The sequence below is a fragment of the Collinsella sp. BM28 genome (assembly GCF_054551995.1).
In genome coordinates, this window is sequence record NZ_JBTOLJ010000001.1 from 1,447,721 (window position 1) to 1,463,837 (window position 16,117).

14 protein-coding genes are annotated in these 16,117 nt (G+C 60.1%); 6 read left to right on the plus strand and 8 right to left on the minus strand.

From position 1 onward, the window contains the following. Nucleotides 1-181 precede the first annotated feature (181 nt). The 3 genes from ACX9NZ_RS06365 (at nucleotide 182) to ACX9NZ_RS06375 (ending at nucleotide 2,685) form a co-directional block, all read left to right on the plus strand. Nucleotides 182-544, plus strand: a complete 363-nt coding sequence (locus tag ACX9NZ_RS06365) for a NifB/NifX family molybdenum-iron cluster-binding protein (protein ID WP_294158802.1) — start codon at nucleotides 182-184, stop codon at nucleotides 542-544. Nucleotides 545-671: 127 nt separating this feature from the next. Further along, nucleotides 672-983, plus strand: coding sequence for a hypothetical protein (locus ACX9NZ_RS06370; RefSeq protein ID WP_317439952.1), 312 nt, complete (start codon nucleotides 672-674; stop codon nucleotides 981-983). Nucleotides 984-1,161: 178 nt separating this feature from the next. Beyond that, nucleotides 1,162-2,685, plus strand: a complete 1,524-nt coding sequence (locus ACX9NZ_RS06375; RefSeq protein WP_407496502.1) for an ATP-binding cassette domain-containing protein — start codon at nucleotides 1,162-1,164, stop codon at nucleotides 2,683-2,685. 207 nt (nucleotides 2,686-2,892) lie between these two features. Here the strand turns inward: ACX9NZ_RS06375 and guaA are convergent, their stop codons facing one another. After that, a complete protein-coding gene (guaA, locus tag ACX9NZ_RS06380; protein ID WP_294123216.1) occupies nucleotides 2,893-3,876 on the minus strand; it encodes a glutamine-hydrolyzing GMP synthase in 984 nt (327 codons plus the stop codon). Between the two features lie 160 nt (nucleotides 3,877-4,036). On the opposite strand from guaA, the gene modD reads away from it, so the two are divergent. Continuing rightward, nucleotides 4,037-4,936 (plus strand): ModD protein, encoded by a 900-nt coding sequence (gene modD, locus ACX9NZ_RS06385; protein ID WP_118654289.1) that lies wholly within the window; start codon nucleotides 4,037-4,039, stop codon nucleotides 4,934-4,936. Nucleotides 4,937-4,942: 6 nt separating this feature from the next. Continuing rightward, on the plus strand, nucleotides 4,943-6,349 hold the full coding sequence (locus ACX9NZ_RS06390) for an APC family permease (protein WP_118654290.1): 1,407 nt from the start codon (nucleotides 4,943-4,945) through the stop codon (nucleotides 6,347-6,349). Here ACX9NZ_RS06390 and ACX9NZ_RS06395 read toward each other — a convergent pair. The 6 genes from ACX9NZ_RS06395 to ACX9NZ_RS06420 form a co-directional block, all read right to left on the minus strand. After that, a complete protein-coding gene (locus ACX9NZ_RS06395) occupies nucleotides 6,346-6,540 on the minus strand; it encodes a hypothetical protein (protein WP_199588935.1) in 195 nt (64 codons plus the stop codon). The genes ACX9NZ_RS06390 and ACX9NZ_RS06395 overlap by 4 nt on opposite strands. Next, complete coding sequence (locus ACX9NZ_RS06400) at nucleotides 6,497-6,952, minus strand: nitrous oxide-stimulated promoter family protein (protein WP_118654291.1); 456 nt, start codon at nucleotides 6,950-6,952, stop codon at nucleotides 6,497-6,499. Before ACX9NZ_RS06400 ends, ACX9NZ_RS06395 begins: the two co-directional genes overlap by 44 nt. A gap of 6 nt (nucleotides 6,953-6,958) precedes the next feature. Further along, nucleotides 6,959-8,662: a DUF2130 domain-containing protein gene (locus tag ACX9NZ_RS06405; protein ID WP_407496504.1), complete on the minus strand. Its 1,704-nt coding sequence runs from the start codon at nucleotides 8,660-8,662 to the stop codon at nucleotides 6,959-6,961. Nucleotides 8,663-8,803: 141 nt separating this feature from the next. Further along, the gene (locus ACX9NZ_RS06410; RefSeq protein WP_302741090.1) at nucleotides 8,804-9,910 is read right to left on the minus strand and encodes a Fic family protein; all 1,107 of its coding nucleotides are present in this window, start codon (nucleotides 9,908-9,910) and stop codon (nucleotides 8,804-8,806) included. 250 nt (nucleotides 9,911-10,160) lie between these two features. Further along, the gene (locus ACX9NZ_RS06415) at nucleotides 10,161-10,766 is read right to left on the minus strand and encodes a GNAT family N-acetyltransferase (protein ID WP_233546240.1); all 606 of its coding nucleotides are present in this window, start codon (nucleotides 10,764-10,766) and stop codon (nucleotides 10,161-10,163) included. Nucleotides 10,767-11,126: 360 nt separating this feature from the next. Beyond that, complete coding sequence (locus tag ACX9NZ_RS06420) at nucleotides 11,127-11,453, minus strand: HIRAN domain-containing protein (RefSeq protein WP_118654294.1); 327 nt, start codon at nucleotides 11,451-11,453, stop codon at nucleotides 11,127-11,129. Nucleotides 11,454-11,607: 154 nt separating this feature from the next. Here ACX9NZ_RS06420 and ACX9NZ_RS06425 point away from each other — a divergent pair, with 154 nt between their 5' ends. Then, entirely contained in the window at nucleotides 11,608-13,323 is a 1,716-nt protein-coding gene (locus ACX9NZ_RS06425) for a DUF262 domain-containing protein (RefSeq protein WP_158574852.1), read from the plus strand. 27 nt (nucleotides 13,324-13,350) lie between these two features. On the opposite strand, the gene ACX9NZ_RS06430 is transcribed toward ACX9NZ_RS06425, so the two are convergent. Next, nucleotides 13,351-16,020: a Sau3AI family type II restriction endonuclease gene (locus ACX9NZ_RS06430; protein ID WP_294158815.1), complete on the minus strand. Its 2,670-nt coding sequence runs from the start codon at nucleotides 16,018-16,020 to the stop codon at nucleotides 13,351-13,353. Nucleotides 16,021-16,117: the final 97 nt, after the last annotated feature.

Consider the following 16,117-nt stretch of genomic DNA (forward strand, 5'->3'; position numbering starts at 1 on the left):
CATGACAGCGACCTATCCCTCAAGTCGCCTCGACACCCCCCATTATTTACACCTCTGCCGGGGATTTCATTAGCTGCGAGCTAAGGCCTCGACATGCGGAGCGAGCGGAAACGCGTTACCATGGGTGTCGGTTTATCTTCACCGCGCGTCAATGGACGCGCCCGGAAAGGTGGTTTTGCACATGAAGCTCGCAGTTCCCTCCATTGGCAAAGGCGGCTTTGACGCCCAGCGTTCCGCGCATTTTGGCCACGCCGACTGCTTCACCATCCTGAACATCGAGGACGGCAAAGTCTCCGTCGAGGGTACCATCGCCAATCCCCCTCACGAAGAGGGCGGCTGCATGCGGCCCGTGCGTATCCTCTCCGAGGCCGGTATCGACGCCATCGTGGCCGTAGGCATGGGCATGCGCCCCATGCAAGGCTTTGCCGCCGCGGGCATCACCGTCCTGCACGATGCTGAGTCCGCGACCGTGGGAGCCGCCGCCGAGCGCATCGCCACTGGGCAGCTCGACGCCATGGGTCCCGAGCACGCCTGTCACCACTAGAAGACCGAGGGTAATTCCGCCCACAGTCGTTCAGGTCTCGTGCCGTTCGCACAAACAGCGATTCAATCAGGGACGAGCGCAGCAATCTGCGATACCCGCCCCGATTCCTTTATCGATGGGAGTTTCCATGGCGAGCAACAAGCGCTCAGCGCGCGCCAAGCAACGAGCGGCATTCGAGGCCGGCCTTGAGGACGGCTTGAGCGCTGGCGGCATGGACGACCTCTTTGCTCGCGAACATGCACGCGAAGAACGAATCGACGCTGAACATGACGCAGCCCTCCGCCACAAGGCTTGCGAGTCGAAGAACCGCTACGCAAGCCGCCCCGAGGCAGAAGCGGCCCTGATTTCCTGCGAGGAACACGGGAGACACGGGCTCTCGATATACCGCTGCCCGTACTGCAATGGCTGGCACCTCACGAGCCACCCGCAAAAACGATAGGTCGCCTGCGTTCCACATGCTGGCATCACGATCCCGTGTTAGACTCTGACTCGCCCGCCCGATGGATTCGGGCCCCATGCGAGGGCACCACCGCGAAGAGACAAGGTGACCATGCGCTTTTAGACATCCACCTCAACGATTCTGTTGGCCTCCGATCAAACAAGGAGGGGATGTCTTTATGCAGCTCGCACTCTCGCGTGTGACCTACACGCACCCCGCGGCACAAGACCCCATTTTGAATAACGCGACCATTGCCTTCCCGCAAGGCTGGACCGGGCTTTTGGGCGACAACGGCTGCGGCAAGTCCACGCTCGCCAAAATCGCCTGCGGCCTTCTGAAACCCGACTCGGGAGCGGTTTCGGGCAATCTGCTCGCCGCCTACTGCCCACAGGAGGCAGACGAAGCGCCCGCGATCCTGGCGGACTTCGCGCTCGACTATGGCCGCGAGGCCCGCAGCCTCCGCAAACGCCTGAGTCTCACCGATGACATGCCCTGGCGCTGGGACGAGCTCAGCTTCGGTGAGCGCAAGAAGTTGCAGATCGCCTGCTCGCTCTGGCAGCGACCCGATGTGCTCGCAGTGGATGAGCCGACCAATCACCTCGATCGCGAGGCCCGTGCCCAACTGACAGGACTGCTGGCCAGCTTCACCGGCGTCGGCATCCTCGTGAGTCACGACCGCGAGCTGCTGGATGCGCTCGCATCGCGCTGCGCGTCGTTCGAGGCAAGCGGGCCCCGCGGGGAGATGCGCATCGTCGTGCGGCCCGGTGGCTATTCCGCCGGGCACATGCAGGCGGAGCGGGAGCGCGCCACAGCGGCGGGCGAGCGCAAACGCGCCAAAGGCGAACTCGCGCGACTCGCCGCCGAGCGGGGGCAGCGCTCCCAAGAGGCGGCGCGATCTGATGCCAGACGATCGAAGCGGGGGCTCGACCCCAAGGACAGGAGCGCACGGGCGAAAATCGACCTCGCCATCTTTACCGGCCAAGACGGCGCTCGCGGCAAACTGCTGCGGCAAATGGACGGCCGCATTGCCGCGGCGCAAAGCAGGGCCGATGCGGCATTCGTCCCCAAACGCTACGACGGCAGCCTGTTCCTGGACGCCAAACCCAGCCCCCGCAAAACCGTGCTCCACATTCCTGCGGGCCGTATCCCGTGCGGCGAGAGCGAACTCGATCTGCCGGAGCTCTTTGTGGGAAATACGGAGCGCATCGGCATCATTGGGCCAAATGGTGCCGGAAAGACCACCCTGCTCGATCATCTTCGCGCGCTCTTGCATCTGCAGGCAGAACACCGAGATGCGCACGCCCTCACAATCCTCGACATACCCCAAGAGCCGAGTCGGGAGCAACGGTCGCAGATACTCGAAGAGGTCCGCTCCCTCTCCCCTGCCGACCGCGGACATGTATTCAGCTGCGTGGCGCAGCTGAACTCAGAACCCGACCGCATCATGGAAGGCGCTGCAACCAGCCCCGGTGAGCTGCGAAAACTGATGATTGCCCGCGGCCTGCCGGACGCGCCCGCGCTCATCATCATGGACGAGCCCACCAACCACCTCGACCTGCACTCGGTTGAGGCATTGGAGCAAGCGCTCGCGCAATTCGGAGGAGCGCTGCTCCTCGTGAGCCACGACCATGCGTTCCTGCGAGCGTGCACAAGCATCACCTGGGAAATCGAAGCGGGCGCGCTGAAGGTGACGCAGCACTGAGCGTTTTGTTGCAGTAAACGGGCGACAGATCGAGTACCAATAAGATTCTCAAGAAGAAAACCGCAGTTAGCAACTTCGTGAATCCCCGCGTCTACTTAGCAATCCCTTGGTCCACTGCAACAAAACAAGAAAGGCCGACCCATGTGGGCCGGCCTTTCCCCCGTCGACGCGCGTTACGCGCGAAATCCGACGAAGTGTCAGTTCAAACTACTCGAACTCGATGGTCCCGCAGGGCTTCGGGGTGAGGTCGTACAGGACGCGGCAGATGCCGTCGACCTCAGAGGCGATGCGGTCGCCGATCTTCTTGAGGAGCGCCCAGTCGAGCTCGGGCACCTCGGCGGTCATGGCATCGACGGTGTTGACGGCGCGGATGAACGCCGGCCACTCGTAGAGGCGCTTGCCCTCCTTCACGCCGGTGACGCGGAAGTCGGGCACGGAGACGAAGTACTGCCAGACCTTGCCCTCAAGGCCTGCCGCGGCGAACTCCTCACGCAGGATGGCGTCGGCCTCGCGCAGGGCCTCCAGGCGATCACGGGTGATGGCGCCGAGGCAGCGCACGCCCAGGCCAGGGCCCGGGAAGGGCTGACGCTCAACCATGTTCTCGGGCAGGCCGAGCTCGCGACCGACTACGCGGACCTCGTCCTTGTACAGCAGGCGGACGGGCTCGCAGAGCTCGAACTGCAGGTCGTCGGGCAGGCCGCCCACGTTGTGGTGGGCCTTCACGCCGTCGGACTCGAGGATGTCGGGGTAGATGGTGCCCTGGGCGAGGAAGGAAACCTCGTCGCCCACCTTGCGGGCCTCCTCTTCGAACACGCGGATGAACTCGGCGCCGATGATCTTGCGCTTGGCCTCGGGCTCGGCCACGCCGTCGAGCAGGGACAGGAAGCGATCCGTGGCGTCAACGTAAACGAGGTTGGCGTCGAGCTGGTTGCGGAACACATCGATGACCTGCTCGGACTCGCCCTTGCGCATGAGGCCGTGGTTCACGTGCACGCAGATGAGCTGCTTGCCGATGGCCTTGATGAGCAGCGCGGCGACCACGGAGGAATCGACGCCGCCGGACAGGGCCAGGAGGGCCTTCTTATCGCCGATCTGCTCGCGGCAGGCGGCGACCTGCTCCTCGATGAAAGCCTGAGCGAGCTCAGGGGTGGTGATGCGGACCATGTCGTCGGGGCGCTTGTTCAGATCCATGGGTCTCCTTTCAAGGGCGCGCGCGATGGGCGCGATGGGACGTCTTGTAGGCGGGACGTCATATATCACACAGCATTATGCCTTTTCCGCGTGATAGATGCGGGAGAATCGTGCGGTGATGATACGATTTCCACCGTAGGAACCTGTCTAAGGAGGACCGATGGTCACCCTGTCCGACGCCCGCATCGACGAGCTCATCGCCGAGGACGTGCCTTATATCGACCTGACCAGCCATATTCTGGGCGTCGACACCCAACCGGGGGAAATGGAGTACTTCACCCGCGAGGCGTGCGTGCTCGCCGGAAGCGAGGTGGCCTCCCGCATCGCAACCAAGCTTGGGTGCACCGTTGCATGCATCCTGCCCGACGGCACGGAGCTCGAGGCGGGCCAGGCCTTCATGACCCTCGGCGGGACGGCCGCCCAGCTCCATCAGGCCTGGAAGGTCTGCCTCAACGTGTTCGACCATCTCTCCGCCGTTGCGACCAAGACCCGCGCGATGGTCGACGCCGCGCACGCCGCCAACCCGTCCTGCGAGATCCTCACCACGCGCAAGAGCATGCCGGGCGTGAAGGACCTCCTCGTGGAGGCTACCATCGCCGGCGGCGCGTTCCCCCACCGCCTGGGCCTGTCCGAGACCGTCCTCGTGTTCGACCATCACCTCTCGTTCATGGGAGGGATCGACGCGTTCATTGAGCAACTGCCCCAGATCCGTTCGCGCTGCATCGAGAAGAAGCTGTTCGTCGAGGTGAACGCCGAGCAGGCGCTCGCCCTCGCATGGCACAACGCCGCCTGCACGCGCGCCTGCGCCGCCTCGCGCGGGGCCGTTGCCTGGGCCGGCGTCGATGGCATCCAGCTCGACAAGGTCGCAGTCGACGAGCTGGCCGAGCTCGTGGGCAACCTGCGCGCGCTCGACCCGCGCCTCACCATCATCGCTGCCGGGGGCGTCAACCCCGAAAACGCGGGGGAATATGCCGCCACCGGCGTGGACGGACTCGCCACCACCGCGCCCTTCACCGCCAAGCCCATCGACATGAGCGTCCGCATGCGACGCCTGGGATAGGAAACCATGACCTCTTCCTCCAAGTCCGCCGCCGAAGGCCCCTCCGCCAGCGCGAGCACCGCCGTCAACGCCAACGCGGCGCCGGTGAAGCGCTACTCGCTGTTCACCGCGATCTGCCTGATCGTGGGCATCTGTATCGGCTCCGGCATCTTCTTCAAGTCCGACAACGTCCTCATCGCCACCGGCGGCAACGTCGCGCTCGGCGTCGCCATGATGCTGCTCGCCGCCACGACCATCGTCTTCGGCGGCCTCACCCTGGCCCGCTTTGCCGCGCGCACCACCGGCCACGGAGGGCTGATCGACTACGCGGAGGAATTCCTGGGCCCGCGCCGGGCCGCGTTCATCGGCTGGAACTTCACCTTTCTGTACATGCCCGTCGTCTGCTCCGTGCTCAGCTGGGTCGTGGGCGTGTACGCGTGCATGACCTTCAACCTGCCTGGGACGTTTGCCTGGCAGATGGGCATCGGCCTGGCATTCCTGCTGGCCTGCACCGCGTGGAACATCCTGTGGCCCACCTTGAGCGGCTACTTCCAAAATCTCACCACGCTGGCCAAGGCCCTGCCGCTGGTGCTCGTGGGCGTCATAGGCCTTATGGTGAACGACCCGGTCGCCCAGCTGAGCTCCGACATCGCCGCCGCACCGGCAGCCGGCACCGCATGGATCGCCGCGGCGGCGCCCGTCGCCTTCGCCTTCGACGGCTGGAGCTCCGCAGTGAGCATCGCGCCGGAACTTAAAGATGCACGCCGCAACCTGCCCCGCGCGCTCATCGCCGCCCCCGTCATCATCCTCGCGCTTTACCTGGGATACTTCGTGGGTATCTCGTGCTTCCTCGGGCCGCAGACCGTCATCGAGGCGGGCGATGCGAGCCTCTCGCTCATGTTCGTCAAGCTCTTTGGCGAGCAGGCCGGTGCGCTGCCCAACGTCATCGCGCTCATCGCCGTGCTCGGAGGTGCCAACGGCATGGTGCTTGCCACCCTGCGCATGCCCCAGTCCCTGGCGCTCCACCACATGATGCCTTGCGAGCGCACCGTGAGCCGCATGAACGCGACGCTGCGCTTCCCGGTGGTGAGCGCCATGATCGCATTGGCCACCACGTTGTTCTGGGTTGGCGTGCATGCCGTGGTGAGCACCCTGGCGCTGCTTCCCAACGGCGATATCTCCGAGGTCGTGGTGGCAATGACCATGCTGATCCTGCCGCTGTATTACGCCGAAGCGCTCCGCGGGGCGCTGCGCGAGGACGCCCCCGCGCTCATGCGCGTACGCCGCGCTGTGGCACCCGCCATCGCGCTCGCGAGCTCACTCACCATCGGCCTGTCGAGCATCTCCGATCCAACGCGCTGGCCGTTCGTCATGGCCTTCACGGCGCTGCTCCTCGTGATGACCTTCGCGCTCACACCCAAGCGGGGCGCTTAGGCGTCCGGAAGCGCGCGCTCCTCGCGAGCCTCGGCGAAGGCTGCCTTCATGGTGGGGTTATTCCGCGTGAGCTTGCGGATGGTGAGGCCCTGGGCCTTGTCGTTCGCCAGGCGCAGGTTGTTCTCGCTCGAAATCAGATTGTTTCTTCTATCGCGATGAGCGGATGCGCCGTCGCTCGCGCTGCGACTCAATCATATGGCGTATCGCCATCACGGGATGATGGAAGAGCATGCGCGGACCCGCGTACCGCATCACCGTGCGGATGCGCTCGAGCATCTCGGGTCGGTAGCAGTGCACCGTGCAATTCGAGCAGAACGTCTTTTCTTCCATGAACGGGCAGTGCTCGCTGCGCGCGTGGGCATACGCCTCGAGCTCGGCGCATTCGGGACAGAGGTCCCGCCGCTCCCCGGAGTCCTGCTCCCGAAGGGCCGCCCCCTCCCGCATCTGCTGCATCTCGCCGCCCCGCTCTCGCAGCGGCGCCGAACGATGCGCGGAATGATTGCCCTTGCAATACAAGGCGATCATCTGGCTTACGATTTCCTGCTCGCGTTCGCGCTTGCGCTTCAGCGCATCGGCCGTCAGGCGCGCCTCGCTCTTCACCATCGTCCGCTACACCTCGTAACTATCCGTAAAATCGGGATCGACGCCCGGCGCCTCCTCGACGGCGACGCCCTCGCGGGCAGCGCGCTCCGCCTCCTCGCGGGCCTCGTCGAACTTCGCCTTCATGGTTTTGTTACCCCAGGTAAGCTTGCGGATGCTGAGCCCCTGGGCTTTGTCGTTCGCCAGACGCAGGTTGTTCTCGCTCGAGATCAGATTGTCCTTGACCTTCTGCAGGTGCTTGATGGTGGCGTCGATCTCATCGATGGCCGTCTGGAACTTGCGGCTCGCCAGGTCGTAGTTGCGGTTGAAGCCCTCCTGGAATCCCAGCAGCTTTTCCTCGAACTCTGTGACGTCGATGTTCTGTTGGCGTACGAGCTCGAGCTCCTGCTTGTAGGCGAGCGCGTTCATGGCGGCGTTACGCAGCAGCGTGATCATGGGGATGAAGAACTGCGGGCGGATCACGTACATCTTCTCGTAGCGGTAGCTCACGTCCACGATGCCCGTGTTGTACAGCTCGCTCTCCGGCTCGAGCAGAGTGACCAGCACCGCGTACTCGCAGCCCTTCTTCTTGCGGTCCGAATCGAGCTTCTTGAAGAAGTCCTCGTTCTTGTGCTTGGTGGCCGTGGCGTCATTCTCGTTCTTCATCTCGAACATGATCGAGACGATCTCGTTACCGGCCTCATCGCACTCGCGGAAGATGAAGTCACCCTTGGTGCCGTCGGAGGCGTCGTTGTCCTTCTCGAAGTAGGCACGAGGGAACGCCGTGGCGCGCAGCTGATTGAACTGGGTCTCGCAGTGCTGCTCGAGGGTCTCGCCCACCATCTTGGTGGAGAGGCGCGCCTTCATATCGCGCAGGCGCTCGATCTCCTCGTCCTTGTAGCGGATAAGGTCCTGAGCGCTCTTGCGGGCCTGCTCGATCTCGAGCGCGTGGGCGGTCTCGATCTGCCGCTTCTCCGCCTCGCGCGTCTCGTGGTCGGCGGCGCGGCCGTCCTTTTCGCGCGCGAGGTCAAAGCGAGCCGCATCCAGGTCGTGAGCGAGCTTGGCGCGCTCCTCCTCGAAGGCGGTGCGCGCCTCATTCACAGCTTGCGTCACCGCGAGATCTCGCTGGGTGGCGCCGGCGTCCAGCTGCGCCTTGAGCGAGGCGATCTGCGCATCGCGCGCGGCGACCATCTGGCGCAGCTCCTCTTTTTTGTCGGCGGCGTCCTGCTGCACGACCATGCGCTCGCGCTGGGCGGCGACCTTCACCGCAGACTCGCGCTCCTCAACGGCGGACTCGAGCTTGGCGGAGAGCTCGGCGATGCGGGCATCCGCCTCGGCACGGACACGCATGAGCTCGGCGGCGCGCTCAGCCTGCTCGCTCGCCAGCTTTGCGGAGCTCGCCGCGTTCGCCTCCTGCAGGGCCGCGGCGCCCTGCGCTCGCGCCTCCTGCAGCTCGGCGGCACTGCGGGCCTTGGCCTCCTGTAGCTCTGCCGCGCCGCGTGCGAGCGCCTCCTGCAGCTCGGCCTTCTGGGCCGCCATCGTGCGGTCGAGCTCTGCCTTGGCCTGAGAGCGGGCGAGCTCGAGCGCCTGCTCGTGCTCGCGACGCAGCGAGGCGGCGCGCTCCTCCACCTCATGGGCGAACTGATCATCTCGCACCTGACGGACAATGCCCTCGTAATCGCTCTCATCGAGATTGATGACCGTACCGCACTTGGGACACGTGACCTGGTTCATATGCCTGCTCCTCGTCTGGCCGCCACCCGAAGGCTCATCCGAGCCCATTCCATATGCTTCGAACTATACCCGCCCGTCCGGACAAAACTCGTACGCGGCACCGCGCGGAGCGAGATCGCCCGACGCGTCCACTCGGCGCGCTCATCGGACAGACGCCACCATCCTGCGGATACTCGGCAAACTCGAGGCTTCCTCCAGTATGGCGATCAGTTCGTCAGCCTGGAAGAACACACCACGACGCCTGTTTCCAATCGGCCGTAAGATCTCATATTCACATGCCCTGGACACAACGTTTTGTGCCGCGCGTGGAGTGATATCCAATTCGCTCGCGACGTACGCAACGTTGACCACCGGCTGCTCCGCCAATATGGACGGCAGCTTATAGATGCTGGAATTTTCGCGCTCGGTCATTATCTCGCGCCAGCCCTCGAACACGTCATCGAGGCTCCTCGCCACGAGCCTGCCCACCACAAGAGACAACTCAAGCGCCTCCACGAGCTGCCTGACCACGGCGATGGGATCACCTTGCTGATACGCATCGAGAGACTCCATGTAGGCATCTACGTTGTGAAGCAGGCCCGCGGACACGGGCAGTGTGACATGGGACATCACCCCGGATTTGCGCAGCATCTTGTGCAGCAACACACGGCCCGTCCGCCCGTTCCCATCAATGAACGGGTGAACCGTTTCGAACTGTGCATGCAAAACCGCGGCCTGAACGACGGGGTCGACATCATCGCGTGAGGCAAAGCGAACCATGTCGTCAAGATACTCGGGAACGCGCTCCCATGCCGGCGGCACATACTGAGCGCCGTGGGGACTGTACGGGGTCCCTCCCACCCAAACCTGCTCTTCCCGTAACTCTCCTCCAAATGTCTCACCGCTCCAATTGATCAGAGCCCGATGAATATCGAGGATTGATTCGACGGTCAGTTCGTCACGAGCGGACAGCGCCTCTCGCATCGCAGCGATGTTTCCCGCGATGAGGCGGGCGTTCTGAGGCGTCTCATCGGTCAGCTCCGCCAACGCGACGTTTCGAACACTTGAGGTGAGCCGTTCAATCTGAGAGCTTGCGGAGGATTCGCTTCTCAACAGGAGGGCGGGCAGGTCATACCCGCGCTCAGCCTGTTCGCCATCAAAACGGGCGATCGATATGAGCAGGTCGGACATGCGCGCCGAAAGAACCGAATCAAGGAAGACGTCCTTGTGCGTAATCATGTGCGGAACCGCGGCATCGTACTCGGGCAATATTCTTCTACGGGCGCTTTTGGGAAAAAACTCGAGCTCGTCTGGGTCGCGCTGCCACGCTCGCTGTTCATACGAGATTGGCTGCCATTGATTAAGCCGTCTGCCCGCTGCCACCATTTTTACTTCCTTTACATAGCTGCTAACGGAAGTGAACTGGATTTCACTTCCGTTATTGTAGCTTAAGAGAAGTGAACTATATTTCACTTCCGATAGCATATGGCTAACGGAAGTGAAACTCGATTCACTTCCGTTAGGTGCCCTCTTTTGGAAGCGAGCTGCTCGCGGCGCCGTCTTCCCTTGAGGGAAGGGCGCGACGCAGATACACCATGTCCCTGAGCTGAACTCCCGCCTCGATAATCGGATGGTCGTAGTTGTCGACGAAGAAATTGGGCAGCACATGTGAACGCGCGAAGCCGCACGTCTCGTAAAACGGCACGGTAAGCGGGCTATCCCCCGTGCCCACCTGCAGCACGCCGTGCGTGGGCGCGTACCGGGTGGCCGCAAAGTCCAGAAGGGCGCGACCCACGCCGCGGCGCTGGAACTCGGGAGCGACCGCCAGGTTCTTCACCTCGGCAATGCGCGCACCGGAGGCGTCAACGCCCTCGTCAGTCACGATCATGCAACCGAGGACGGGCGCGGGCCGGACCGAAAGCTCAGATTCGGCTCCACTCATAGGGGTGAGTCCGGAGCTCTCAGCTGAAGCGCATCCCAAATCTCCCCATCCGAACGCCGCGTACATATCGCCTCGGCGCAAATAGCGCTCGACCATATCCCACTGCTCATCGGCAAGCAGGAGCAGGTCGCGGTATCGCTCACGGTCGCGATCGACGGATGCGATGTGAAGGGACAACGTCACGAGTGAACTCCCAAAGCCATCGAAGGGTGATTGCGGCGTCATTGTAGCGTGCCTTTTCACCCTCGTCTCTGGGTCGAAAGCCACAAATCGAGTGATTTTGTAACGAATAATCGGAAGGGGCAAGTAGACGGGCAAAACCGACGGCATAACCGCTGATAAACTCCTTTACTTTTTCCCTCTATCCGGCCATGCAATTTCTTCGTTACAAAAACGCTCGATTTGCGGCAATCCGCTTTGGACACGACAACGAGAACGACCTTCACGCCATCTGGCATCCTCTGGGAAGTCTGCCAGCGGGGACCGGAGCGGCGGCGGACTGCGCACCGGGAACCGCAACGTCAGGCTGTACGCTGGGTTAACTTACCGCGAGTCGGTCACGAACACGGCGGCGCGGACCTGATGCCACGGACTGCGTTCGGGCGCGACCTGGAGCACGCGGCACTCGAAGACGTCCTCGTGACCGTAGAAGAACATGGTCGAGAGCGGCCCCACCAAATCAGCTGGGATGTAACCGAGCATGGTGCCGTGGAACTTGACGGCGATGGCGTCAGCGTCGTGCGGGTTATCGCGCTCCGGCTCGAGGTCGAGCGTGTCGCCCGCTTTGAGCTCGTTGAGGACAAGCGCACCGTCGTGGTGCTGGAATCCGGCGATATTGAACGTGAACAGATTGCGTGACGGCTCGTACATGGTGGACTCCCTTCAAGCCCTGCACCGCGCTCCGTTTACGCGGCTTTTTCTACGGCTTAAAGGTACGACCCCGTGCAGACAAAATGACGATCTACCCAACTTGACGCCGAGCAGCGCATTGATAGATCATACAGCCAGTCGAAGGAGGCATCCCATGCACACCGTCCAATACGAAATCATCAACATTCCTGCCATCGATCTGGAACGAATTAAGTTGCCAAGATTCCAGCGTAAGCTCGTGTGGCCAAGAAGCAAAAAAGAGCAGTTTATCAATACTCTTCATGAGGGACTGCCCTTCGGGTCGGTGTTGGTCTATCCCGAAAGCCAAGAGCCGGATGCCAACCTCCTCATCATAGACGGCCAGCAGAGACTATCAACCATCATCGAATTCAACCGCGACCGTCTTAAGTTTTGGAAACCACTGAACCCAGAGATTTATGGAAGTGCACTTCTCTCAATCAACAGCTCCCTTCCGGACGGTGCCCAACTCAGCGAGTCAGAATTTGATAACCTCCTTCATCAAGACAGGCGTTCTCTCGATGACTGGCTTGACGATATCGATGACAAGGCGAGCCGGAAAACCGTGCGTGCGGAATTTGGAAGAATCGAGCAGGAGCTATCCAATTATGTCGATTTCTCCAGCCTCCTCATACCCGCAATCAAGTTCATCGGTGACAAGAGCCTTATCGCAGAGGTCTTCTCTCGTCTGAATCAAGGTGGCGTTAAATTATCGAAATACCAGGTATTCAGTGCCGCTTGGATACACACGCAAATCAAACTCTCTACATCCGAACTTCAAAACGACATTTTGGAAAATGTAAAGAAGTACTACACATCCATGGGAAAGGGAGCAGCTTTTGAACTCGATGACTTTTCTGAAGATGCATTGACCGCGACTAGAATAATCACCCTCTCCGACCTCGCCATCGCTCTTGGAATGTACATGCAGGAGCACCTGAATTCACTCGCCCCTCAAACCGACAATAAGATTGCTGAACTCGGATTCGGCCTTCTGGGCGTCGCCGTCGATCTCGATAATCGAAAATTGGGAAAGCTACTCGACTACTCCGACTTTATCCAATCCAATCTCCAGATCATCCTGGAAAAGACCGAGCGCATCTGCAGCAATCTGCAAGACGTGTTTTCAAAAATGTTGAAGGTCGTCAAGGCCAACAAAAGTGACGAATACGCCCGGGCACTTTCGACCAATTTCAAAACCCTGTCTTATTTTGCCGCGCTTTGGTACCTGGATCCTGACTCACCTGAGTATCGTCACACCCTTAGGAACATTAAGGGCCATTACCTGCTCGACGCCCTTACGGGAGTCTGGAGCTCCGCCGGCGACCAGCGCCTCCTCGAGTATCAGCCAAGCTATAAAAAACGCGACTACCTTACCCCCGTTGACCAACGCGAACTCGAATCCGCTTTCGACCAATGGCTTTCATCCAACACGGCGGGAATTCGGTTCAATGGGGAGACCAAGGCGATCATCACTATTCATGCCAATTTAACCTACTTGGCGAAAACAGTTCCAAATGGAGAGAGCTTCGAGCTCGAGCACATCATTGCGAAAAAATACTTCGAAGCGGCGGACGAGAAAACTAGGCAGGCGCTATTTGGCAATTCCATAGGTAACTGCATGTTCCTGCCCAAAGGGCTCAACAACCGAAAGAAAGCCAAAACCCTTTATGAGGTCAATACCGATGAGCGCTACACAAAGCTCATCACGGAGTCTTTCTATTTCTCTGAGCAAGACTTAGAGGATGCAATCGGGGCTATTGCATCTGGCAATCGCGAGCTCGCCAACAGCATCATTAAAAGACGCGCAAAGCTTATCGCAGATGACACAGTCAGAATCCTGCTCATATAAAGCTGGGCACAACGCGCTGGCATGGCGTCAATTATTCATCCTGTTGACAATCGCCTTGCCGATTAAATGCGGTATGCCCACGATGAGGGCGTTTCCCATGCAGAACGCACGGTTGACATCAGTCATGCCGGTGTCCGTCCAGCCTCTCGGGAAGCCCTGAAGCTGATCGAGCTCATCTGGGACCAAACGGCGATACCTGCCGTCCGCCGTCGCGACAATATGTTTGCTTCGAGAAGCCGACCCCCCCCCCTCACTGGTAAGGATGGTTCGGGCAGGCGCGTCAACGGGGTCGGGAAAAGCCATGGCGCCCTCAGAATACCGATACGTAAAGCCCGTCTTTTTGTTGACGCGTGGCTCGTTCTTCCCACCCTTGAAATAGCGCCATTTGGCAAGCTTCGCCTCGTCGACGAAAAATTCTTCCGGCACCTCAGAATCGGAAACGAGAACGTCGCCCAGCGTCTTGCTCGGCCCTTCATACGCTGCCTCGACTTTTGCGGTCATAACTGTACAGCCCTGCATGACTCCCGCATTTTGAAACGGGGATGTCTTAAGCCCCACGCCGAAGCGCTCCGTGTTCTCAAAAGGATCGTCATAAATCGGAATCGTCGCTTCCGTCGCAACGCATCGCGCCGGAAGCGCATCCGCCATAACACCCGCGCGGAGTCGTTCCTTCAGATCCCAAGCGTCTTCCGTCCGCTCTGCGTAGATATACACTCTGCGGCGCTTCTGCGGGAACCCGTAATCCGCTCCATTCACCACACGCCATTCCGCGGAATATCCAAGCGAAGCCAAGCAAGACAGAATAATTGCGAAGTCGCGACCGCGTTGCGACGCGGGACTCTTGAGCAGGCGATCAACATTTTCGAACAGACAGTACTTGGGCTGCTTCAAACGCAGGAACCGATAGATGTCCCACCATAGAACACCCTTCTTGCCCTCAATACCGTTTGCCTGTGACAGGGGCTTTGCCACGGAGTAATCTTGACAGGGGAATCCGCCGACAACCATATCCACATCGGGAATATCGATCTCTCCCACTTCATAAGCGCCCAAAACCGCATGTATGTCTTCGTTGACCACGGAACCGTAGCCGAATCGCTCTTCATAACAACGCGCAGCAAACTGCCTGGCAGGAGAGCCCTGGGGCTCCCACTGATTCGCCCAAACCGTCACGAACGGCCCGGCAGCGGGCATCTCAAACTCCGGATGATCCTCATTGCTATAGCCCTCAAGACCCAGGCGAAAACCGCCAACCCCCGCGAACAATTCCGCAACTCGTATCACGTTTCCAGTCATTCCGCTGTGTCCTAGCCTCTCTTCAAGCGCTTCATCAGTCGGAGCGCGCAAATCCCGCCTTACTCTATCGATCTCGGATGCGATATAACGCGCGTTCAGCCAAAAGCACTTCTTCGTCTCGAACGATCCATAAGGCGTCGGAAGCACATCTGCTTTGTTTCTGCCATGCGGCCTTACATGGCAACACCGATTTTCCGTTGATTTGACCGACTGGTCCGCATGACCGGATCTCACCCGCCGCTGCATTTCCTCATAACAGCGACGCGCTTCCAGCAGGTCCATGTCGGGCATCTGCCAAAAGAGCAGCTCAGCCAATCTAAACGTACCTTTATCGGCCGCGTCCTCCCGATATACAACGAAGAGATACTTCTGAGCCAAGTAACGCCTAAAGTCACTGGAATTGAACTCACATATCGCAAGGTCGCAGTAATCGAACGTCGGAAATGAAATCGACTCCTTGGGCATTCCGTTGCACTTGATCCTCATCGTCTTTGGCTTCACGCCCGCTTTCTCAAACTCCGCGATGCGAGAATCCTCGTCGACACCCAGGATGTGCTTCGTTATAAGCGCGCAAAGGTTCTTGGGCTTCCTATTTCCCTGCCACCCATATCCACACACGCTCGCCAATTCGTTTTCCGACAAGCCTATATATGGCTCGAATCTACGCCTCACCAACGCAAGCAAATCGAGCCCCGAACTTCCACTGTCCCTGCGAATTGCCTGTGCTTCTAGCATGCCGTTGAGCGCGACTGTCATATACGAAGGCTTTATTGCCCAAGCCCTCGGCTTGGCGGGGACATCCGAATACGGTTGCTCCGTTCGCTTCGCGGCATTCGCCGCTTTGGTCGCTGCCTCCAGATACAAGGTGTCCGAACCGGACAGCTCATGAGCCCTGCCTCGGCGAATCTTCCGCACGACGATATCCCAATCCCTTTTGAACGTCGGGATATCTTCATCCGGAATCCCCCAGAGCTCCACAAGCTTGACGAGATAATCAACGGGATTGAGCTCTTTGTCATATTGGTACGCAATGAGCAAGATCTGGTGTAGCTTCTTCTGAAGCGAGCTCGTCTCCCAAGTCTCATCAACAACGCTCATATAATTGATCATGCTAATTACCAGACGCTCTTTAGCCGAAAGTCGCCCGTCTTTCAATTGTTTGAGCGGAGTCGTTTTCAACTCAGTTCCAACTTCGGCAAAATCCGCATCAGGGTCGCTATTGATTTCATAATGGAAGTAGTACTTTTCAACCGCGTTGCCGAACGACCCCCTTCTTTTATGTGGGTCCTCGACTCGCTCCAGTCCCGGGCATTCCTCCCTGAGCGTATGGCCTTCAAGACGCTTGGCATACGCAAGGATTGACTCAATTGAAGAGCTGTCATATTCCAGGGTTGCGTCCACGATTTCCACCTTATTAGGAACGCCTGTTCGATCTCTGTATTGTACCGATCGAACAGACGTTCCTCAAAGTAGGTGCAGTCGGATTGGCGGGAACCAA

Coding starts and splice junctions, on each gene's coding strand:
- ACX9NZ_RS06365 (WP_294158802.1), top strand. CDS start 182: ATGAAGCTCGCAGTTCCCTCCATTGGCAAAGGCGGCTTTGACGCCCAG.
- ACX9NZ_RS06370 (WP_317439952.1), top strand. CDS start 672: ATGGCGAGCAACAAGCGCTCAGCGCGCGCCAAGCAACGAGCGGCATTC.
- ACX9NZ_RS06375 (WP_407496502.1), top strand. CDS start 1,162: ATGCAGCTCGCACTCTCGCGTGTGACCTACACGCACCCCGCGGCACAA.
- guaA (WP_294123216.1), bottom strand. CDS start 3,876: ATGGATCTGAACAAGCGCCCCGACGACATGGTCCGCATCACCACCCCT.
- modD (WP_118654289.1), top strand. CDS start 4,037: ATGGTCACCCTGTCCGACGCCCGCATCGACGAGCTCATCGCCGAGGAC.
- ACX9NZ_RS06390 (WP_118654290.1), top strand. CDS start 4,943: ATGACCTCTTCCTCCAAGTCCGCCGCCGAAGGCCCCTCCGCCAGCGCG.
- ACX9NZ_RS06400 (WP_118654291.1), bottom strand. CDS start 6,952: ATGGTGAAGAGCGAGGCGCGCCTGACGGCCGATGCGCTGAAGCGCAAG.
- ACX9NZ_RS06405 (WP_407496504.1), bottom strand. CDS start 8,662: ATGAACCAGGTCACGTGTCCCAAGTGCGGTACGGTCATCAATCTCGAT.
- ACX9NZ_RS06420 (WP_118654294.1), bottom strand. CDS start 11,453: ATGTACGAGCCGTCACGCAATCTGTTCACGTTCAATATCGCCGGATTC.
- ACX9NZ_RS06425 (WP_158574852.1), top strand. CDS start 11,608: ATGCACACCGTCCAATACGAAATCATCAACATTCCTGCCATCGATCTG.